Source organism: Stenotrophomonas sp. CASM106 (assembly GCF_049384825.1).
Classification (GTDB): Bacteria; Pseudomonadota; Gammaproteobacteria; order Xanthomonadales; family Xanthomonadaceae; genus Stenotrophomonas; species Stenotrophomonas muris.
Genome location: NZ_JBMRFS010000001.1, coordinates 341,818 through 360,948, shown reverse-complemented (window position 1 = coordinate 360,948; position 19,131 = coordinate 341,818). Strand labels below are relative to the sequence as shown.

Sequence of the window (19,131 nt, the reverse complement as noted above, 5' to 3'; positions counted from 1 at the left end):
GAATTTTCGATAGCCAACAGGGATCCGGCGCACGCCGGCGCGCATCACCCTGCGACCGGCGGCCGGAACGGCGCGAGCAGGTGCTCATGCCGATATCTGTCCGCATGGGCTGTCGCCGACGGCCAATGCCGGCCGATATGAGCAATGGCCAACACTATTTCTGGAGCCGGCGCGGCCTGGCTACAGCACAGCACCAGCTGCTGTAGCCGGTGCAGCGCGGCGTCTACGCCACGCTCGGAAGCTGGTGATGCCACTGCCGGGTCATGGTCGGCCGCGGCCAGATGGGTTTGAGCATGGAGCTCGCCAACCACTGCCAGCACCGGCTGCGTCACAAGGCCCACGGCCAAGTGCGCCAGCAGCAGCCAGCGCAGGCCACAGCTCAGCCGGCCAAGCGCTGTCATGCAGGCGTTTTGCGCGCGTCGGCACGCGCCCGGCGAGCATCACCCAAGATCTCGAAAGCCTCCTTGATCACATACAGGCCGATCAGGGCGCCGATCACGAAATCCGGGTAGGGGCTGGCCAGCCACCACACCAACAGGCCGGCCAGAATCACCCCAACGTTGGCCACCACATCGGCGCGGGTAAACAGCCAGGTCGCTCGCAGATGCACTTCGCCAGACTTCAAGGGGGCGAGCATACGGAGCACCTTCAGGTTCACGGCCAGCGAGACCAGAGCGGTACCGATCATCCAACCGCTGACCGGCTCGGCGCCGTACATCACCCGGCGGCCGACTTCGACCAGCACGCCTACGCCCAGCACCAGCAGCACGCTGCCACTGACCCACGCGGCGTTGGCCTTGAAGCGCGCCGTGCGCCCGATAGCGACCAGGCCAATGGCATAGGCGGTGGCGTCAGACAGCATGTCCAGCGCGTCAGCCAGCAGCCCGGTGGAATGGGCAATCCAGCCGGCAATGCCGCCGATCACGGCCATCGCTGCATTCAGGACCAAGGCGATCCAGAGGATGCGTCGCTCCTCCTTGTTCTTGGCTTCGTGGTGGCACCCGCAATCACTCATGTCTTGGTCCTCTGCTGTGTTGTTTCATTGCTTGTTTGCGCCTGGCTGTCTACGCACACCGGAACGGGCATTGGCGAGGAACCCCACGATGGCGGCGGTGCCTACCAATACCTGCGCCAGCAGCGACTGCCAGGTGGGATACAGGCCGATCCACTCGATGCGCGGCAACGCGAGCGGTGTTTGAGAGATCCAGCCCGCTTCCTGCAACGCGGCCACGCCTTTACCGATCAGGATGACCGCCATCACCGCGATGAGAATCGAGCTGATCGAAAAGAACCGGCCAATCGGCAGCCGCCTGCTCATGCGCAGCATCCAGTACGCCACCGCAGCCAACACCGCGATTCCCGCCACCAGGCCTGCGAGGATGGCGGTGGACGCCTGATCGCTCCACATCGCGATGTAGAACAAGATCGTCTCAAACACCTCGCGGTACACCGCGACAAAGGCCAGCATGAACAGGAAAACAGCCGAGCGCCGTGTCAGCGCAGTCGTCAGCTTGGCGTGCAGGTACTCCTGCCACCGCCCTGCAAGGCTCTTTTGGTGCATCCAGATGCCTACGCTGAGCAGGACAGCGGCAGCGAACAAGGCCGAGACGCCCTCAGTGACTTCCCGGTTCGCACCGCTGATATCAACAAAGTAAGTGGCCACTGCCCAGGTAGCTGCGCCTGCCAACAACGCGCAGATCCAACCCGCATGCACATACGGCAACACATCAGACCGCTCGGCTTTACGCAAGAACGCCACGATACCAATCACGATCAGCAGCGCTTCCAGTCCTTCGCGTACCAAGATGGTAAAGCTGCCTAGAAACGCGGTGCTGGCGCCTATTCGGGTGTCCTGCAGCGCCACGTCCGCGCGATCAAACAGCTGGGCAATTTGCGCTGCCTGCCCGGCAACGTCAGCCGCGGGCGCATGCTGATCCAGCTGCGCGCGGTAGCCTGCCATGGCCGTCTCGATCTCTCGCAGCAATGACGGATTGCGCGTGGCCAGCGTGGGTTCAAGCGGCTCTACACCATCCAGATAGGACGAGAGCGCAAGCTTTTTGGCTTGAGCCAGGTCCTCATCAGCGTAAGCGCGCTGGCTGGCGGCCAGTCGCTGCCGCGCCACCGCAAAGCGATCGGCTCCTGGTACCGCTTCGTTTACTGCCTGTGGCTGCGAACGCAGGTAGGCGATGATCGCGTTTGCCTGATCGGCGGGCATCGTGGTGGCAAGATCGGCCTCTCGCGTGCGTGTCAGCGCTTCGAGCGAGGGAATGTGCGTATGGGCCTCGGCACTGGTGCGCCATAACGCCTCACCTTGAGCCTTGGCTTGCGAGGAGTACCCCAAGCTGCCCACATAGAATGCCAACGCCCAGCGATCACTTTCTGACAGCCCAGAGAAGCTGACCATGCCGGTACCCGGCACACCCTGGGAAATGACCTCGTACAACGACAGCGGCGTTCGCTGCGCGGCGCGAGTGGCATCGGTGAACGCGATCGGCGGCGGACTTAACGCTTGCGCGGCGGGGCCATCACCGTGACCTGTGGGGCCGTGACAGGCCGCGCACTGCTGGCTGTAGATGGACGCGGCCTGGGAGGTCTTCGGCGCGCTCGCCGGAACAGCGCCGATCGGGTAGCGGGCCAACAGCGTCGTGCCGAGCCCGCGCGCCAACGTTGCCACTTGCGCCGGGTCGGCCTTCTCTGCCACCGCCTGGACCAGGCGGTCGGCCTGGGCCGTCAGCTCCTGCTGGTTCTGGCCACCGGGCAATGCTGCCAGCTGACTGCGCACGGCGCCGGCAAACTCGCTCATTTCGGCGTATTCGTTGGGGGCAATTACGCGACCGGCCTGGACCGCGCCGGGGTAGTCGACCGCGATGTAATCGAGCATCTGCCAGGTTTGGCGCAGGTCTGCTGCGGCAGGCTCCGCCTGAGCAGAAGCGGGCAGAACCCAGCCGATCAGCAAGGCAATCAGGCAGTAGCGAATCAAGGCGATGGGCAGTGGCATGGTCGTCACATGCAGCGCCGCGGCCGGAGTGGCGGCGGATACGGGTTCAGCGTAAAGTCCGTAGCTACTACGGAGTCAAGCGTACTACGAATGAAAATCAGTGAGGCTGCCGACGCCAGCGGATGCCACTTGGAGACGATTCGCTATTACGAGCGGATCGGGTTGCTGCCGCGCCCGGGGCGCACGGGCAACGGCTACCGGGTCTATGGCCCGGCCGACATCGAGCGGCTGCGCTTCATTGCGCGTGGCCGGGACCTGGGCTTCAGCCTGGAGGAGGTCCGCAGCCTGCTGCAGCTGGCCGGCGATGAGGAGCTTTCGTGCGGGGACGTGGACCGGTTGGCCCGCAGCCATCTGGCCGACGTGCGCGCCCGCATGGCCGACCTGCAGCGCATGGCCAGCGAGCTGGAACGGGTGATTGCCAGTTGCCATGGCGGGCAGCGGGCGGAATGCACCATCCTGTCGACGCTGCGCCAGACGACCTCGGTGGAGGCCACGCGCCAGTGACCGAACTGGACCGCTACCTCGATGCGGCCACGCGCCAGAACACGGTGCGCAGCTATGCGTCGGCGCTGCGGCACTTCGAGGTTGAATGGCAAGGCCACCTCCCAGCGACACCTGACAGCGTGGCCCGGTACCTGGCCGCTTATGCGCAGACCTTGGCGACCAGCACCCTCCGCCAACGTCTGGCGGCCATCGCCTCTTGGCACCGCGACCACGGCTTTGTCGACCCGACCCGATCGCCGCTGGTGCGCAAGGTGCTCAAAGGCATCCAGACCCTGCACCCGGGCCAGGTCAAGCAAGCCGCGCCGCTCCAGATTCGGCGGCTGGTCGAGCTCGATGACTGGCTGGCCGCGGCGATCGCTGCGGCACATGCCCGGGGTGATGGGCCGGCGGCGCTGCGCCATCAACGAGACCGAGCGCTGGTGCTGCTCGGGTTCCGCACTCTGGAGCTGGCCGCCATCGGCGCCCGTGAGCGGGTCAATCTGGGCTACTACCGCAGCATCAGCCACGCGCTGACGCCTGCCACGCGCACGCTCATCGACGAACTGCTGCGCGCACCGGAAGGGTCCAGGTTCACCGGCTGGCAATCACTCAAGCGCGAGCCCGGCCGGCCCACCAACAAGGAAGTTCGGTTCTACCTGCAGCACATCCGCATGCTGCAGCAGTTGGCCGACCAGCTGCCTCCCATCGATGTGCCGGTGCCCAAGCTCAAGCAGTTCCGTGCAATGGCTCGGGCCTATGACGCCAGCGAGCTGGCCGAACTGGCTCCGGACAAGCGCTATGCGCTGGCCACCATCTTCATTCGCGCCCAGCATGCCAAGACACTGGATGATGCAGCCGAGTTGTTCATCAAGCAGGTGCGCGGGCTGGAGAACACGGCCCAGCAGAAATTGCTGGCCTACCAGCTCGAACATGCCAAACGGGCCGACTTCCTCATCGGCCAGCTCAAGGAAATCCTGCAGGCCTATCAGCTAGACGGCAGCGATAGTCAGCGCGTGGATGCCATCGACAACAGCCTGGAAGCGGAAGTGTCGACCTTGCTGGCCGAATGCGAAGAACATATGGCCTACGCCGGGAAGAACTACCTGCCTTTCATGCTGCAGCCCTATGGCGCGGTCAGGCCGCTGCTGTTCAATGGGCTGGAGCTGATGAAACTTCGGGCGACCAGCCACGACGCCGGCATGGAGCCGCTGATCGCAGCGGTGCTCTCGCTGCGCAACCAGCGCCGTGAGCTGATCGAGGTCGCCTCCCTCGGTTTGGACCCGGAAAAGGACTTTGACTGGATGTCCAAGCTCTGGTGTCAGCACGTGTTCGGCAAGCGGGCCAGTGCAGCCGGCGCCGGCTGGATGCACCGTAAGTACTTCGAGCTGGCCGTGCTGGTGCAGGTCAAGGACGAACTGAAGTCCGGAGATCTCTTCATTCCCAGCAGCGAACGGTTTGATGACTACCGTGAGCAGCTGGTCGATGAAGCCACCTTGGCCCAGGAACTGGAAGCCTACGGCCAGGTGTCAGGCCTGCCCACCGACGCCGAGTCTTTCGTGGCGGGATTACGTGCACAACTGACCTCCCTGGCCGATGAGGTCGACGCGCGTTTCCCGGAGAACGTACATGCGGACATCCTGGATGGGCGCCTGGTGCTGCGGAAGGGGCAACGCGCCGAAGTCTCCAGCGCGATTACCACGGTGGATCGCCTCATCGCCGAACGGCTTCCAGAATCCAGCATCGTCGATGTCCTGATCGATGCCAGCCAATGGCTGGATCTGCACCGTTTCTTCCGCCCGATCGCCGGCACCGAGAGCCAGGTCGAAGATCTGCCCCGACGTGTGATCACCACGCTATTCTGCTATGGCTGCAACCTGGGGCCGACGCAGACGGCGCGGTCGATCAAGGGCTTCAGCCGGCGCCAAGTCGCTTGGCTCAACCTGAAATACGTGACCGAGGATGTGCTTGAGAAGGCCATCGTGGAGGTCATCAATACCTACAACAAATTCGACCTGCCTGGCTATTGGGGCAGCGGCAAGAGCGCATCAGCTGATGGCACGAAGTGGAGCGTCTACGAGGACAACCTGCTGTCGGAGTATCACATCCGCTACGGCGGCTACGGTGGCATCGGCTACTGCCACGTGTCCGACAAATACGTAGCGCCGTTCAGCCACTTCATTCCCTGTGGCGTGCACGAGGGCATCTACATCCTCGACGGTCTGTTGGCCAACACTTCCGACATCCAGCCTGAGATCGTCCATGGCGACACGCAGGCCCAAAGCTATCCGGTCTTCGGCCTGGCCCACATGCTGGGCATCCAGCTGATGCCCCGGATCCGGAACATCAAGGACCTGACATTCTTTCGGCCCGAACCGGGTAGGGCTTATAAGAACATCCAGGCACTGTTCGGGGACAGCATCGACTGGCAACTGATCGCCACCCATCTCCACGACATGCTGCGGGTGGTGATCTCAATCCGATTGGGCAAGATCACCGCGTCCTCGATCCTGCGCCGGCTGGGCACCTACAGCCGGAAGAACAAGCTGTACTTCGCCTTCCGGGAACTTGGCAAGGCCGTTCGAACGCTGTTCTTGCTGCGCTACATTGATGACAATGAGATCCGCAAAACGATCCATGCTGCCACCAACAAGAGCGAGGAATACAACGGCTTCGTGAAATGGGTGTTCTTTGGCAGCCAGGGGATCATTGCTGAGAACGTCCAACACGAGCAGCGCAAGATCATCAAGTACAGCCAGCTGGTGGCCAACATGATCATCCTCCACAACGTGGAAGGCATGAGCCGGACCTTGGCCGAGATGAGGAAGGAGGGGATTGAACTGACGCCCGAGATCCTGGCCGGCCTGTCGCCTTATCGGACCAGCCACATCAATCGCTTCGGCGACTACCACCTGGATCTTGAAAGGGAAGTGGCGCCGCTGAGCTACACAGCCAAGGTGCTTGAACAGACCCCATAGATGGGGAGAACCTGATCGAGAGACGAGCAATCAACTTTGAAATTCAGTCGCTTAGGCAGCTTTTGGCCCTGTACGTAATGATTCCCTGCCGACCCTCTTCAAGGTTCATCCCAGCGACTGCCCAGTTGAAGGCCGCTCTTTCGTGGGCATTGAGTTCCGCGTCGATAGCGTCAATTGACTGCCGGTATTGCTGCTGGGTTCCATTCGTAACCATCTTCTTGTCTGTCGGACCGCTGCAGGCAGCTAGCAGTGCTGATGCTGCCAGGATCAGTGTTGCTCTGCTTCTGGCCGCGGTGATGAAGCGGTATGGCTGTTCGCTCATGCGTCCCCCTGTCAATGAAGAAGACAGAATATCGGGTTTTTAGATATCGGAGAACTGGATATAGCTTTCTAGGCCGCTCAGCCAAGGCGCGGTCGTGTCGAAGTCCATCCATCGAAAAGAGTACGCTGCCCTCATTGAGGCTGTTCGCGAGGCGCGGCTAGCTGCCGGTCTGACCCAGGCCCAGGTGTCCAGCATGCTGGGCCGCAGCCAGTCATTCATCAGCGACGTCGAAACAGGCAAGAGAAGGGTTGATGTGGTGGAGCTGAGAGATATCGCCCGCCTGACAGGCCTTTCGCTGGGCAAGTTGATCACAAACTTTGAGAAGCGAATCAAAGGCTAAAGCCCCTTAGGGTGTAGCGGTAGGTTCGCGCTTCTTGCCGGCCGGTCGGGACCAGGCGCACACGCCAGTGACAGACGGCCAACCGGATGGAAGGGGCACGCCCTGCCGGAAATCCCTGACGTAGATCGGCCTCGGCGTGCCGGGTCGAAACTTTAGGCTGTTTTGTGGAACCGTGGGGTCTGAACCCTCGTGTAGATCCGGGTGAAGCGACGTCTTTACAGTTGTTGATGTGAAGACATTTCTCCGGCCCACTCCACAGCAGCTCCACAGGTCGCTAAAGCGAACCCCTAAATGCCTCCGATGGGCTTGTCGCGGGGCCTATACCCTTTCGGCGCGACTGTCTGACGTGGAGGATTGCGCCCTACACAAGCTTCGAGACGCAAAGGCTATCGCTTGAGCGCTTGGCAAAGCGCGAGCTAGGGATGGGGTTCGGAGAGTGGCGCAGTCGGCTTCGTTTTCTGAGGGCAATTGATGCCTTGGGTTCAGACCGATCAATTACGCAGATTGCAGACGATCTGGGCTATGCAAACTCAACGTCTTTCAGTGAGATGTTCAAGCGACACTCTGGCCGGACCCCAGACCAGTATAGAAGGGGCCTCAGTCCGCTCCAGCGAGAGGTGGAGCCCTCCTCCCGCTGAATCGAGGCAGGCCTCGAAGCTGTTGGGTCAACCATTTAGCTGGCCCAGACAGTGGCCATTCGGATCGATGGATCATCCAGAGGGTGTCAACCACCGGAGATCCACAGTCAACCACCTCAATTGCGTCTTGCCGAGCGAAGGATTCACGGGCGTGTCGCGGAATGACAGTGAATCCCAGCCCGAGCGATACCGGCTCAAGGATGAGCGCAACCTGATTGGTGAAGCCGTGTATAGGAAGCGCGCGTACGCCTGGATTTCCTGGGAACTTGCGGGCGAGAAGGCGGGTGGCCATAGCCTGGCCATCTGGATGATCAACGAAACCCAACTTTTGAAGATCCGCCCAGCTGTCCGCGCAGGCACCTCTCGGAACTACCAGCTCAAGCGCCTCCTCGGTGAAGGGCTCAGCCCGCAGCCGAGGGTCATCCGGCCGAAGTGCAAGTAGACCCACCTCGTACTTCTTCTCCAGTACCGCCGATAGGATTTCTGGGTCCGGCGAGAAGCGATGACGAATGATCAAGCCGGGATGGGTGCGCTGGAAGTCCAGCAACACCGGGTAAAGAGCAAGGCCAACACTCCCGGGGGTTATCAGCGCAAACTCCCCCTGATCGCTGTCCGCGCTCGCGAGCTTGGCTTGAAGCCGGCGATCGGCCGAATCCATCTCTTGGCAGTACTGCAATAGAGCCATTCCCGCCGGCGTCAGTTCAATAAATCGTGGTCTGCGCAGAAACAGGGCACCCAGCTGTTGCTCAAGATGACGTACATGCTGACTGACCGCAGCCTGGGTGAGCTGCAGCTGGCCTGCGGCCCTGGTAAAGCTCCCGACCTCTGCGATAGCCCGAAAGGATCGGAGCCAATGCTCATTCAGCATAAGAATATTTTATCAATCTGATAAAAATGGATCAGATCATGGTTGAGTTGCAGGGTCTAATCTTGCGGCTACCCCTCTCTTCAGTGGTGTGCCGTGCCTGCCCTACCCCCTCCCTACCCTCGCGCCTTCTCCCACATCGGCCTGTCTGTTACCGATCTCGATGCCGCGGTTTCCTTCTATACAGAAGTCTTGGGCTGGTACCTCGTCATGCCGCCGACCAGGATTGCTGAAGACGAAAGCGCAATTGGCGTGATGTGCACGGATGTGTTTGGGCCTGGATGGGGCAGCTTCCGCATTGCACATCTATCCACTGGTGACCGGGTTGGAGTCGAAATCTTCCAGTTCAATAACGCCGAGCGTCCCGCGAACAACTTCGAGTACTGGAAGTCGGGCGTCTTCCACTTCTGTATTCAGGATCCGGACGTTGAAGGCCTGGCCGCTCGGATTGTGGCAGCTGGTGGAAAGCAGCGAATGCCGGTTCGAGAGTACTTCCCAGGGGAGAAGCCCTATCGGATGGTTTACATGGAGGATCCGCTGGGCAACATCCTGGAGATCTACAGCCACAGCTACGAGCTTACGTATTCAGCTGGCGCGTACGTCTAGCTCCACGCACACCCTCAGCCAGCTTTCGACTGCCAGGCAGTCCTCGCCAAACTGAGACACGACGGTACGGAGCAAGTGTCTCGGCTGTAGAAGTCAGAGGTCTGCAAGTTAGAAGCTGGCGAACGTAATTTTAACGATTCATCGGCGAGCCGCGCCGCTAGCCCTAAGGAGCATATGATGAAAATGAACGGCATTCGTTGGCCGGAAGGCTACCTTCCTGGTTACACCGAAAACTTTGTCTCGAATGAGCTGATCGTCCTCGGCCTTGCCGCAGCTGATGTTTGGCCGTTGCTTGAAGAGCCACGTCTGTGGCCGACCTACTACGGAAATTCAGCCAATGTGCGCTTCCACGATGGCGCCGGCCCTCTGTTGCGAAACGGGGATCGATTCTACTTTGAAACCTTTGGCTTCCCCGTGGAGGCTCAATGCGTCGAGCATGAGGCTCCTACCTCCGAGGGTCCGGGCCGGATCGCTTGGCATGGCTGGGCCGGTGAGCCCGGGTCTGCCGATCGACTTGACGTTCATCATGCGTGGATTACCGCGTAGTTGTAACGAACAGCATTTGCATGGGCTATTCATTAGGCAGCACGATTGTGTCGTAGTTGAAGTCTCGAGGCCGCTGACCGGTTGCCTTGATTGCTTCTTCGACGGCTCTATCGAGCATGAGCAGGTACTTTTTAACGATCTCGCTCCCCCGCCCCTTTTTCATCTCTTCTTTTCTCAGAAAGAGTTCCTGGATCTCCTTAAGTGCACTCACAGCCGTTGCTGATTGCTGCAGCGCAATCGCCAAGGATCGGTTCGGCACGTCAACATAGTTGACTGAATCGAAAGCCTTATGAAGCTGGGTCAGATGCGCCAAGATCAGCCGGGGGCCGCCGAATCCTCCCTCGAACTGCGCCAGCATCAGTGTCGCTGGAAATCGCGCATAGGAAATCAGCTCTATGAGGGACTGTGTGACCTCCCGTCTCCTGACTCTGGCGTGCCAAAGGGGGATCAGTCCCGCGGCGATGATGGCTGCGATGCTGCCGATCGCTTGCACCCACGCCGGCCAGTCAAGCGCTAACGTGGCGGATTTGGGACTCGGCTTGCTCATGAGTGCCCAAGTCAAGACGGCTCCTGCGGCAAAGGTCATCACAGCGACCACCGCCCAATCTCTGTCAGTTCTTCCCTGCTTCATGGCGTTCCTCCTCCGGCGTGCTGGTTTCTACCGTTCGTACGGGGCCTGTCGCGCCGTGCTCTCGGGCGCGGTCGAGGATGAACTTTGGGGGGGGGGCGTGTACGTCCTCCAAGTCTTTCGGGGAAAGAAGCCTTGATCGAATGGATGGCCTCAAGTCTTAGATTTCCTGCTATTGGATTCTTGTGTCGGCTCGCCCACTCTTCTGGGCGCGGTGCGGCGTGGCTTGCTTTGCCTGCTTGGCGTTGCCGTGTTCGCTCTCCCTTGTCGGAGTGCCTCGGTAACTTGCCGAGTGGTTTCCTTCAGTGACGTCAGCTGCGCCTCCAAGCCATCAGCCCGCGCGTTCACGCCTTCCAGTCGGCGCAATGCCTGTTGCTCGCGGTTGGCAGCAGCAATGGCTTGTTGCTCGCTCTCTCGCAATGAGGTGGCCAAGGCCATGCGCTCCCGCCCCCACTCCTGCTCGGCTGACCGCAACGCCTGGCGATGCCGGTCAACCTCCGTATGGGCACGATCCTCCACTGCCCTGACGTGCGCCTGGAGCGCCCTCCTCTCTTCTTCGTGAGCGGCCGCGGCCTCGCCCAGACTGCGGCGTACGGCATCCAGTTCCTGCTCGAGTCGCTCCGCCCGTCCATAGGCTCCATCGCGTTGGCGCAGCAGGTCTTGTACTTGTGCCGTCATCTGGGAGACCTGTGCCGCCAACTGCTCCGCGGTGGTGGCGGCGGCCTGAGTCTGGACCTGAGCCTCCCTTTCGCGCTTCTGGCTGGCCTCAATCGCCAGCGTCAGGGCCACCCGGTCCTCCTCCAGCAGGCGCTCGCGTTCCTCCAGTGCGTGCCTGGTCGACTCCAGCTGGGTCTGAGCGAGCTCGCCGGCATCCTGCAGCGCGGCCTGCCACAAACGCTGGCTCAGGTGAGCTACCCGCTCTGGGATGCCTGGAACCGCCGCCTCAATGGCGCGCTGGCGCAGGCGAAAGCCTACGGTCTGCCACCAGGTCTCCAGCCAACGCGTGACGGTGTTGGGCGAGCCGGTGCCCAAGTGGGCTCGGATTCGCTCGACGGTGGGACGTTCGCCGGCGGCGATGATGTCGTCCGCTGCCTGGTGCACATCCAGTTCGCTGATGCCCTTGGCCATTGGGTGTCCTTCTGCGGAACGGTGAGAATTGGCAGGCCATGTCTGATAAGGCATATTTATCAGATGTAGCTCAACCTAATCATAGTGCACAATACATAGTACATATGAATAATATCACTGCTGCGTCAGGGGAACTCGTTTCGGGGCTGGTTCCGGAGCGGCTGGCCACTTCCGCCGCAGAAGCGGTGCGAGACATCCTGCAGGAGGCCGAAGCGCCTAACACCATTCGCAGCTACGCCGGCGCCCTGCGCTATTGGGCGGGCTGGTTCGAAGGGCGCTATGGCAGGCCCATCGCCCTACCCGTCCCCCCGGCGGCAGTGGTTTAGTTCATCGTGGATCACATGGGGCGCTCAGGCGATTTGGGGCTTCGTTGGGATCTGCCTGCAGACTTGGATAGTGCCTTGGTGCATGCGGGCCTGAAGAAGAAGCCTGGGCCGCTGGCGTTCTCCAGCCTGGTCCACCGGGTGGCGGTCTTGTCGGCGGCCCACAAGCAGGCCCGCCAAGACAACCCTTGCGAGGATCGCGCCGTGAGGACCCTACTGTCCAAGGGGCGCAGGGCTTCTCACAAACGAGGCGAGCGCCCGGCCAAGAAGACCGCGCTGTCAGCCGCAGATCTGCGCGCAATGGCGGCCACCTGCGACACCTCGCTCAAGGGGAAGCGCGATCGCGCCCTGCTCTACTTTGCCTTTGCTAGCGGCGGGCGCCGCCGCAGCGAAGTCGCCGAGGCGACGGTGAATCACCTCACCCGACTGCCCGAAGGCGGCTACACCTATCGCTTGGATCACGGAAAAACCTTGCAGTCCGGGCCAGTGGTTGGCAGCAGCCCCGACAAGCCCATCCTGGGAGAGGCAGCCACCGCACTGCAGGACTGGCTGGACGTGGCCGAGATTACCGACGGCCCCCTGTTCCGGCGCGTCTGGCCACGGTCATTGGGCGGCGCGCTCAGCGGCAAGGCGGTCGCCGCCATCGTTAAGGACCGGGCGCGGTTGGCCGGTCTGGACGGGGACTTTGCCGGCCACAGCCTGCGCTCGGGCTTTGTTACCGAAGGTGCGCGGCGTGGGGTGGCCCTGCCGGCGCTGATGGCGATGACCGATCACCGCTCCGTGGCCAGCGTGATCGGATATTTCCAGCAGGGCGGCGTCGGCAGCAACCCCGCCGCGCGCCTGATGGATGAGGACTGAGCCTCCGGCCCGAGCTGCCAGCAGTGCGCGTTGAATGTGCCCCGCTCGGGCCCTATCCTGCACAAGACGCGCACCATCCACGGCAGGAATCAGGGGGCAGCATGAAGCTAGTCAAGGCACGGATCCGAAACTTCCGTTCTGCAGAGGATTCCGGAACGTTCGATGTCGGAGAGCTGACCTGCTTGGTCGGTAAGAACGAGGCGGGCAAGACTGCAATTCTGACGGCGTTGTTTGGTACCCGTCCCATCGCCGACCAGTTTGCTTACGACACGGTGCGCGATTACCCCCGCCGCTTCCTCACGCGGTATGAGGAACGCCACGACGACGAACCCGCACCGGTTGCCACCCTGACCTGGGAGCTCAGCCACGAAGACCAAAAGGCGGTCGCCGACGTCCTGGGTGCCGGCGCGTTAAGTAGTACGACCGTTGACGTAACGACAGATTACAGTGGCCACAGCACTTGGAGCATTCACGTCGATCCCAACGTGGTGCGCGCGTTTCTGCTCGACCAGCACGGTGTGGCAGGCGAAGAGCGGGAGAAGTTTTCCAAGATATTGCTGGATCGACTCGTGGTCGAGATAGATGCGCACCCCGAGCCGTCTGACCAATTGCAGGCGGTCAAGCGGTCCATCAGCGGCTTCCGCAAGGGGAAACCAGTGCTGGCGGCCATCGATATCCTGCAGAAAAGGATGCCGGCGTTCTTCTATACCTCTCACTTTGATCGCATGTCCGGGGAGATATCGCTGGACAAGCTGTCTCGTGACACCCAAAGCGGCGCGACGATCTCCCCGGGTGACCAGATTTTCCTCGACTTCCTCGAGTACGCCGGGACGTCGGTCAGCGAATTGCAGTCCAGCACACGCCTGGAAGAGCTCAACGCACGTTGCCAAGCCGCCTCCAATGAAATTACCGATGAGATCTTCGAGTTTTGGAGTCAGAACGACGCGCTCAGTGTAGAGATAGCGCTTGCCCAAGGCCTCTCCGAGGATCCCGCCCCCTTCAATAGCGGGACTGTTGCCAAAATCCGCATTCGGAATGACAACCACAAGGTTTCGGTGCCCCTGTCTGAGCGCAGCGCCGGATTCGTCTGGTTCTTCTCCTTCCTGTCGCAGTTCAAGCAGATGCGAAAGAGGAACCCCGGTGCGATCATCCTTCTGGATGAGCCTGGATTGACGCTACATGGAAAGGCGCAAGCTGATCTGCTCCGCTACATCATTGAGCGTCTACTCCCCGACCACCAGGTCATCTACAGCACCCACTCGCCCTTTATGGTGCCGGCCGATCGTCTTGCGGACGTTCGCGTCGTCGAGGACGTTGTCACCTACGACCAGCGTCGCCGCCCCACCGTTAAGGGCACACAGGTCTCCGCGGACGTCCTGAGCGTCGATCAGGACACGCTGTTCCCCCTTCAGGCCCATCTCGGTTACGAGGTTACCCAAAGCCTGTTTGTGGGAGCGCATACCCTGTTGGTCGAAGGACCTTCGGATGTGCTCTATCTTCAGGCGGCATCGCACGCGCTCAAGCAACGCAAGCGCCAAGGCTTGGACAGCCGGTGGGTGATCTGCCCCACAGGCGGCATAGACAAAGTGCAATCGTTCGCCTCGCTCTTCTCTGGCAAGGGCATCCACATGGTCGCCTTGTGTGACTACGGCAATGGCGATAAAGGCAAGGTGCAGCGGCTGAGGGAGTCTCAGATCATGAAGACTTCCGGCGTCTTGGTAGCCACGGATTTCACCGGAAAGGCGGAGAGCGACATTGAGGACTTCTTCGCACCCGCCGTCTTCGCCGACATCCTCAACGGTGCCTACGGTCTGAAGGGAAAAGGGCAAATTTCCGCCCGGCAGTTCAGCCAAGACGGTGCCCTGACGCGCCAGGTCAAACAGGCCGAAGCACTGTTTAATGTCATGGGGGCTTCCGTTCCGCCCCTGGATCATTTCACTCCCGCCAACTGGCTCATCCAGAATCAGCACGTGCTGGCCGCGGAAACTACGGCCATCAATGAAACGCTGGAGCGCTTTGAGAAGGCCTTCGCTGAGATCAATGCGGCGCTAGGGGCCGGTGCGTAGATGAACCTCTGCCAGAGCTCCGCAATGGCAGCGGGTTCCTCTCCCGGCGCGCACTCATCGGAGGGCAGGACTCGGCTGCCTGACTCCCGCGCCATGAAATCGGCCTCTAACAGTGCGCCCTTTCCCTGCCATGCTGGCCCTGCGAATGCCGGGTCCGCAGAGGGCGCTTTAGACGCGCCAAGCCCAGTCTGATCCGTGAATGCGGCGACCACCCTGCCGGTTCCAGCGGAACGCCTCCCACATCAGAGTCGGCGGCGTTCCACCGTACTTCAACTCATCAGCCAACCGGATGAACACCTCATCGGTAATCCAGGTTGACGGGGCAAGGTCCAGGTCCGTGAGCTTGGCCGCATGATTGGCCGCGCGTCCAACCCAGACGATGTCGTTGCCGCCTCGAATACCCGTGCGAGCAGCTCGGATTGGGCTGCTGTCGATTCCGACGACATGCCTCACGGTACCTGTCCAGTCGGGGTACTGCTGTTTCAACGCTGGCATGACGATCATCTTGACCGCATAGTTGATTTTCAACCCGGCCTTAGCCGCCGGCGTGGCTTGCCGGTCACCCACCCAGATGCCCATGACACGATCTCCGTCGTAGGAGGTGATCTTGCCGCCCTCTTTCCTGATGATCGTCGCTGCACAGTGCAGGAACGCTTTGTAGATCTCTGCACTCAACTGCCAGGCTTCGGTGTCGACCATATTCGTTGAGCCGTTCAGGTCCGCGTACAAAACAGTGGCACGATCAAACTCCACTGCGTCATTGCCCAATCGCACATCTTCTGGATCGGGTACAACTTGACCTCTCCGTGTAGACCATCGGGTTTGTGCTATCGCCTGCACGGCGGCCGTCATCTCTTCCAGCAGTGCCACCGTCAGTCCCTCGGCCCAGCTTCGAGAATGCGGGAGCGAATTTGTTCGCATGCCGGTGCAATCAAAGCCCGGGCGTCCGGGCCAGGGGTGTATCGGTAGGGGACGGTCGTGAGCCCCGTGAGATCACTGGGAAGCTTCAGCTTGTCTTCGCGCGGCTCCATCAAGAAGGCGCGCCGACGCCCCAGGAATCCAATGAACATACCCAGTTCAAAGACGACGTTGTCGCGCATGACAGGCCACTCGTCACCGCGGCTGATGACCATGTCATCCGCGTGGGCCACGGCAATGGCAAAGTCTGCCTGTTCCAGCTGGCGCTCGAGCTCGTCAAGTGTGTAGTTGGCGGCGCGGAACACCCCGTGGTCCCATACCACCGTCAGGAACGGGTCGTGCTCGAAGTGCTGTACCAGCAACCGCGTGACAGGGAGCGCCTCCACCGACGACATCACAAAGACCCGGACCTGTCCGCGAGGTTGGGTAATCATGTGATTGCGCTCTTTTAGACGGCGCGAAAGGGTCGCGGCCAGCCGCCGCCAGATGACGGGGTGTGAATCCGCAATCCTGCTGAAATCGATTTCCGGCACCTTTAGCACTACGGTCGGCTCGCGTGCAGTAACAGTTGCCGCCCGCAGTTGCGCCGGTTCGATGGCTGCCATTTCGCCGACGTGGTCCCCAGCCCTTCGGGTATTAACCACTTTGCCGTTGACCAGCACGTCCACGGAGCCGGAGACAATGAAGAAAACGTCGGTCTCTGGGGCGCCCTGAGTGATAAAGGCCTGCCCTGTCCCCACGTCGAGCAATTCCCCGGCCTGTGCCAGCTGGGCTGCGGCCGCGTCCAAGCCGGCCAGCAGGCGGAACTCAGCCAAGGCGGCGATCAGTCGCCTGCCATCATCCGCCGCGAGGCGCTCGACGATCCCAGTCCCCATACTGCCCCCTTGAAAGTGTGAACTGGGTCCCAATATACGCCCAAAGGAGCTGGAATGAATCCGGCTGCCAGCCACGCCGTAGGCGACGCGACCCGCCCGGCCTGGCCTCCTCTTGGGCGCAGGGAGTAGCACGATGGGACACAGCTGGAAAAAAGATCGCACCAAGAAGCGCATTGCCACCCGTTACGCCGAAGTCCGCGACGTGGACATCCGCGATTACAAGCGGGAAACCTCGCTGGTGGATATTCCAGTCAATCGCGCCTATCGCGTCCAAGGGGCGCATGTCTACATCGACATCGTCAATCTGGCGGACATGCTTAGCTGCACTGACATCGAAGGCGAAACCTGCCACAAGCGGGCCCTTCGATTCCTGAATCAGCACTACCGCGCCGTCCATCGCATCCTCGTTGAAAGTGATGCCATCCGTGTGGACTTTCACAACCAGCGGCTGCATGCGGTTGTGACCAAGCCGTACGGCGATGCCAACGAACGCGCCCGGATCGAGCGCGCGGTTGCGATCGCCCAGCTCGCCATCGATGTGCTGGCTGAAACGGGCGACTCGGACGCGCACATCCCCAATGCCCAGGTTCGTGTCGGCATTGACAGCGGGATGGCGTTGGCCGTCAACAATGGTCGTCGCGCCAGCCAAGAACCTCTTTTCTTAGGCTCCCCAGCCAATCAGGCGGCCAAGTGTGCCGGGCATGGAGGGGCTGAAGGCATCTACCTGACGCACGGCGCACGTGCCGTGCTTGAACTGCCTACCTTGACCGGCAACAAGGACCGCACCACTTCGCTGACCGATGCTCAGATTTCCGCATGCGTCGAGGCCGCTGCACTCGGCATTTCCAAGTCGCGCATCATCGAACTCTGGAAAGATGAACAGGCCGAGCTCCCTATCGGCGAATTCAAGTTCAGTCGACCGACGCCTCCGCTTTCTGATCTGGACTTCTCCCTGCTCAGCGCGGCGAACTCAAGGCGATTTGATGGCGTTTCGATCTATGCCGACATTGACGGATTCACCGACTTCGTGGACAAGCACTTAGAGGAGGATCCCGAACATCTGGTTCGAACACTGCACGTATTGCGCTCTGAGCTGGATGCGGTCGTACACGAGGATTTTGGAGGGCGTCGTGTCCGTTTTATTGGCGACTGCCTTCATGGGGTGCTGCTGGAGGGCACGTCACAGACGACAGATGCGCAGGACACGGTCAGCACCGCTGCCCAGTGCGCGGGTGCATTGCGCAGCAGTTTCTCCACTGCCCTAGAGCAACTGAGCGCCGAAGGCGCGGAAGTGGCAGAGCTGGGATTGGCCATTGGCTTCGAACTTGGCCCCCTTGCCATTTCCCGCCTGGGCATGAAGGGGAGCCTTCTGCGGTGTGCCACGGGGCGAGCGGTGTTGGAATCTGAAGCCCAACAACGACTCTGCGACGGTGTGGAGACGGCCATTGGTGAAAATGCCTACAAGGCCGCCAGCGCCGCGATACGGACCGTCTTTACCGACAAGCGAAAGGCGGCGAACCTAGACTATGCCGCAGCGGTGGAGGAACTCGCCGCATCCGGGGACCGCGTGGCGAAGGCAACACTGGAGGCACACTACGCTGAAGTGGCACCCGCAGTGGCTCCTGCGCTCGCGCAGCCGATCCGTCCTCATGTGGCCGCGACGTGACGCCAAGGCCTTTGGAGCTGCTGCAGCGCGTGGCACCGGACTACGGTGCCACGTTGATCGTAGACCCTGTCGGGGGGCTGGTTGGGATCACAGTGGTTCGGGCCGGCGGAGCCGAGTACGCATTTAGATTGCTCGTCTCCGTTGCAGGCGAGCACGTCTCAGTGCGCGAGATCGCCGACCCCGGCATGCTGCCGGGGTTCTGTCCCGATCGGCATATCAACGGTGACCGTAGCTTCTGCCTCGGCTGGGGAGAAGACAATCCGAGCCGGATCCAAGACGAAGCAGCAGCGAGGCATTGGTGGGCCACGGTCTACCAGTACCTGACCTACCAGATCGGCGCGAACGCCCGCCGGGTCTTTCCTGGAGCGGAGAACGGCCGCGCGCACGGTCGTGCTGCGCAGCATCAGGCCAATGCTGAGCAGGCAGCCGAACGACTGGGTCCGGCATTCAAGGCAGATGTGCTCGCGGGGCAGTTCATGGTCCGCAAGGATTCGCGCCCTCAGAAGCGGAGGCTCGAGCTCTGGCACGGCAAACTACTCCTTGCTCGGGTGTCGACGCGCACTGAAACCTTGGTCGGGAGACCCCCAGTCTGCCCATGTGGCCGCGATCCTGACGGTGCGATCACTGCATGTGGCGACCACGCTGCGGCCCTGGTCACTTTCATCTTGGAACAGCACCGATGTGCGCTGGCCGACACAGCTTTCCTTGAGGATTGTGCGGCTGCAGGAGCGCGCTGCTGCGGAACGCTGGACATCTGCGGTCTTCGATCTGCCATCAAACGAACACAAACCGTATCCCTCAAGACAGAGAACTCACCCCGTGCAAGAACCTCAAAATTCTGGCGGCCACCCGCCAAATCAAAGCGACCGCGTTAGTGCCGCTTGGCAGCAGCTGAA

The 19,131-nt window shown here is 61.4% G+C and carries 19 protein-coding genes; 10 read left to right on the top strand and 9 right to left on the bottom strand.

All coding sequences use genetic code 11. The features are described from left to right. Positions 1 to 44: 44 nt before the first annotated feature. From VG556_RS01680 to VG556_RS01670, 3 genes are read right to left on the bottom strand one after another with little or no spacing between them, the layout of a single operon-like run. Entirely contained in the window at positions 45 to 401 is a 357-nt protein-coding gene (locus VG556_RS01680; protein WP_080240973.1) for a hypothetical protein, read from the bottom strand. Next, the gene (locus VG556_RS01675) at positions 398 to 1,015 is read right to left on the bottom strand and encodes a cation transporter (protein WP_005413376.1); all 618 of its coding nucleotides are present in this window, start codon (positions 1,013 to 1,015) and stop codon (positions 398 to 400) included. Before VG556_RS01675 ends, VG556_RS01680 begins: the two co-directional genes overlap by 4 nt. A gap of 24 nt (positions 1,016 to 1,039) precedes the next feature. Beyond that, positions 1,040 to 2,998, bottom strand: coding sequence for an FTR1 family protein (locus VG556_RS01670; RefSeq protein ID WP_021201907.1), 1,959 nt, complete (start codon positions 2,996 to 2,998; stop codon positions 1,040 to 1,042). A 90-nt stretch (positions 2,999 to 3,088) separates the two neighbouring features. On the opposite strand from VG556_RS01670, the gene VG556_RS01665 reads away from it, so the two are divergent. Continuing rightward, positions 3,089 to 3,502: a MerR family transcriptional regulator gene (locus tag VG556_RS01665; RefSeq protein WP_012480230.1), complete on the top strand. Its 414-nt coding sequence runs from the start codon at positions 3,089 to 3,091 to the stop codon at positions 3,500 to 3,502. Then, a complete protein-coding gene (locus VG556_RS01660; protein WP_229295631.1) occupies positions 3,445 to 6,456 on the top strand; it encodes a Tn3 family transposase in 3,012 nt (1,003 codons plus the stop codon). The genes VG556_RS01665 and VG556_RS01660 overlap by 58 nt, the downstream gene beginning before the upstream one ends. A 43-nt stretch (positions 6,457 to 6,499) precedes the next feature. On the opposite strand, the gene VG556_RS01655 is transcribed toward VG556_RS01660, so the two are convergent. Then, on the bottom strand, positions 6,500 to 6,778 hold the full coding sequence (locus VG556_RS01655; RefSeq protein WP_033835997.1) for a hypothetical protein: 279 nt from the start codon (positions 6,776 to 6,778) through the stop codon (positions 6,500 to 6,502). Between the two features lie 94 nt (positions 6,779 to 6,872). On the opposite strand from VG556_RS01655, the gene VG556_RS01650 reads away from it, so the two are divergent. Further along, on the top strand, positions 6,873 to 7,118 hold the full coding sequence (locus VG556_RS01650) for a helix-turn-helix domain-containing protein (protein WP_033835998.1): 246 nt from the start codon (positions 6,873 to 6,875) through the stop codon (positions 7,116 to 7,118). Positions 7,119 to 7,438: 320 nt separating this feature from the next. Then, a complete protein-coding gene (locus VG556_RS01645) occupies positions 7,439 to 7,756 on the top strand; it encodes a helix-turn-helix domain-containing protein (protein ID WP_369333260.1) in 318 nt (105 codons plus the stop codon). Here the strand turns inward: VG556_RS01645 and VG556_RS01640 are convergent. Further along, positions 7,716 to 8,624 carry a LysR family transcriptional regulator gene (locus tag VG556_RS01640; protein ID WP_033835999.1) on the bottom strand — a complete coding sequence of 303 codons (909 nt, stop codon included), beginning with the start codon at positions 8,622 to 8,624 and terminating at the stop codon, positions 7,716 to 7,718. The genes VG556_RS01645 and VG556_RS01640 overlap by 41 nt on opposite strands. Before the next feature lie 93 nt (positions 8,625 to 8,717). On the opposite strand from VG556_RS01640, the gene VG556_RS01635 reads away from it, so the two are divergent. Both VG556_RS01635 and VG556_RS01630 read left to right on the top strand, forming a co-directional pair. Continuing rightward, positions 8,718 to 9,227: a lactoylglutathione lyase family protein gene (locus tag VG556_RS01635; RefSeq protein ID WP_033836000.1), complete on the top strand. Its 510-nt coding sequence runs from the start codon at positions 8,718 to 8,720 to the stop codon at positions 9,225 to 9,227. A 177-nt stretch (positions 9,228 to 9,404) separates the two neighbouring features. After that, entirely contained in the window at positions 9,405 to 9,773 is a 369-nt protein-coding gene (locus VG556_RS01630; RefSeq protein ID WP_229295632.1) for a hypothetical protein, read from the top strand. A gap of 25 nt (positions 9,774 to 9,798) precedes the next feature. Here VG556_RS01630 and VG556_RS01625 read toward each other — a convergent pair whose 3' ends face one another. Both VG556_RS01625 and VG556_RS01620 read right to left on the bottom strand, forming a co-directional pair. Next, a complete protein-coding gene (locus tag VG556_RS01625; RefSeq protein ID WP_033836002.1) occupies positions 9,799 to 10,404 on the bottom strand; it encodes a hypothetical protein in 606 nt (201 codons plus the stop codon). Between the two features lie 150 nt (positions 10,405 to 10,554). Continuing rightward, positions 10,555 to 11,529 carry a DNA-binding protein gene (locus tag VG556_RS01620; protein WP_049453653.1) on the bottom strand — a complete coding sequence of 325 codons (975 nt, stop codon included), beginning with the start codon at positions 11,527 to 11,529 and terminating at the stop codon, positions 10,555 to 10,557. Between the two features lie 404 nt (positions 11,530 to 11,933). Between VG556_RS01620 and VG556_RS01615 the strand changes: the two genes are divergently transcribed. Both VG556_RS01615 and VG556_RS01610 read left to right on the top strand, forming a co-directional pair. Then, entirely contained in the window at positions 11,934 to 12,710 is a 777-nt protein-coding gene (locus VG556_RS01615) for a site-specific integrase (protein ID WP_321210527.1), read from the top strand. A 101-nt stretch (positions 12,711 to 12,811) separates the two neighbouring features. Further along, the gene (locus VG556_RS01610; protein ID WP_024956865.1) at positions 12,812 to 14,776 is read left to right on the top strand and encodes an AAA family ATPase; all 1,965 of its coding nucleotides are present in this window, start codon (positions 12,812 to 12,814) and stop codon (positions 14,774 to 14,776) included. Positions 14,777 to 14,944: 168 nt separating this feature from the next. On the opposite strand, the gene VG556_RS01605 is transcribed toward VG556_RS01610, so the two are convergent. Next, positions 14,945 to 15,646, bottom strand: coding sequence for an adenylate/guanylate cyclase domain-containing protein (locus VG556_RS01605; protein WP_197467664.1), 702 nt, complete (start codon positions 15,644 to 15,646; stop codon positions 14,945 to 14,947). Between the two features lie 2 nt (positions 15,647 to 15,648). After that, positions 15,649 to 16,569, bottom strand: coding sequence for a TIR domain-containing protein (locus VG556_RS01600; protein ID WP_088428977.1), 921 nt, complete (start codon positions 16,567 to 16,569; stop codon positions 15,649 to 15,651). A 133-nt stretch (positions 16,570 to 16,702) separates the two neighbouring features. Between VG556_RS01600 and VG556_RS01595 the strand changes: the two genes are divergently transcribed. Together VG556_RS01595 and VG556_RS01590 are read left to right on the top strand one after the other, a co-directional pair. Continuing rightward, the gene (locus tag VG556_RS01595; protein WP_033836004.1) at positions 16,703 to 18,235 is read left to right on the top strand and encodes an adenylate/guanylate cyclase domain-containing protein; all 1,533 of its coding nucleotides are present in this window, start codon (positions 16,703 to 16,705) and stop codon (positions 18,233 to 18,235) included. Next, complete coding sequence (locus VG556_RS01590; RefSeq protein ID WP_353949944.1) at positions 18,232 to 19,110, top strand: E2 domain-containing protein; 879 nt, start codon at positions 18,232 to 18,234, stop codon at positions 19,108 to 19,110. Before VG556_RS01595 ends, VG556_RS01590 begins: the two co-directional genes overlap by 4 nt. The last annotated feature ends 21 nt before the right edge of the window (positions 19,111 to 19,131 follow it).

Coding starts and splice junctions, on each gene's coding strand:
- VG556_RS01680 (WP_080240973.1), bottom strand. CDS start 401: ATGACAGCGCTTGGCCGGCTGAGCTGTGGCCTGCGCTGGCTGCTGCTG.
- VG556_RS01675 (WP_005413376.1), bottom strand. CDS start 1,015: ATGAGTGATTGCGGGTGCCACCACGAAGCCAAGAACAAGGAGGAGCGA.
- VG556_RS01670 (WP_021201907.1), bottom strand. CDS start 2,998: ATGCCACTGCCCATCGCCTTGATTCGCTACTGCCTGATTGCCTTGCTG.
- VG556_RS01665 (WP_012480230.1), top strand. CDS start 3,089: ATGAAAATCAGTGAGGCTGCCGACGCCAGCGGATGCCACTTGGAGACG.
- VG556_RS01660 (WP_229295631.1), top strand. CDS start 3,445: ATGCACCATCCTGTCGACGCTGCGCCAGACGACCTCGGTGGAGGCCAC.
- VG556_RS01655 (WP_033835997.1), bottom strand. CDS start 6,778: ATGAGCGAACAGCCATACCGCTTCATCACCGCGGCCAGAAGCAGAGCA.
- VG556_RS01640 (WP_033835999.1), bottom strand. CDS start 8,624: ATGCTGAATGAGCATTGGCTCCGATCCTTTCGGGCTATCGCAGAGGTC.
- VG556_RS01630 (WP_229295632.1), top strand. CDS start 9,405: ATGAAAATGAACGGCATTCGTTGGCCGGAAGGCTACCTTCCTGGTTAC.
- VG556_RS01625 (WP_033836002.1), bottom strand. CDS start 10,404: ATGAAGCAGGGAAGAACTGACAGAGATTGGGCGGTGGTCGCTGTGATG.
- VG556_RS01620 (WP_049453653.1), bottom strand. CDS start 11,529: ATGGCCAAGGGCATCAGCGAACTGGATGTGCACCAGGCAGCGGACGAC.
- VG556_RS01610 (WP_024956865.1), top strand. CDS start 12,812: ATGAAGCTAGTCAAGGCACGGATCCGAAACTTCCGTTCTGCAGAGGAT.
- VG556_RS01600 (WP_088428977.1), bottom strand. CDS start 16,569: ATGGGGACTGGGATCGTCGAGCGCCTCGCGGCGGATGATGGCAGGCGA.
- VG556_RS01595 (WP_033836004.1), top strand. CDS start 16,703: ATGGGACACAGCTGGAAAAAAGATCGCACCAAGAAGCGCATTGCCACC.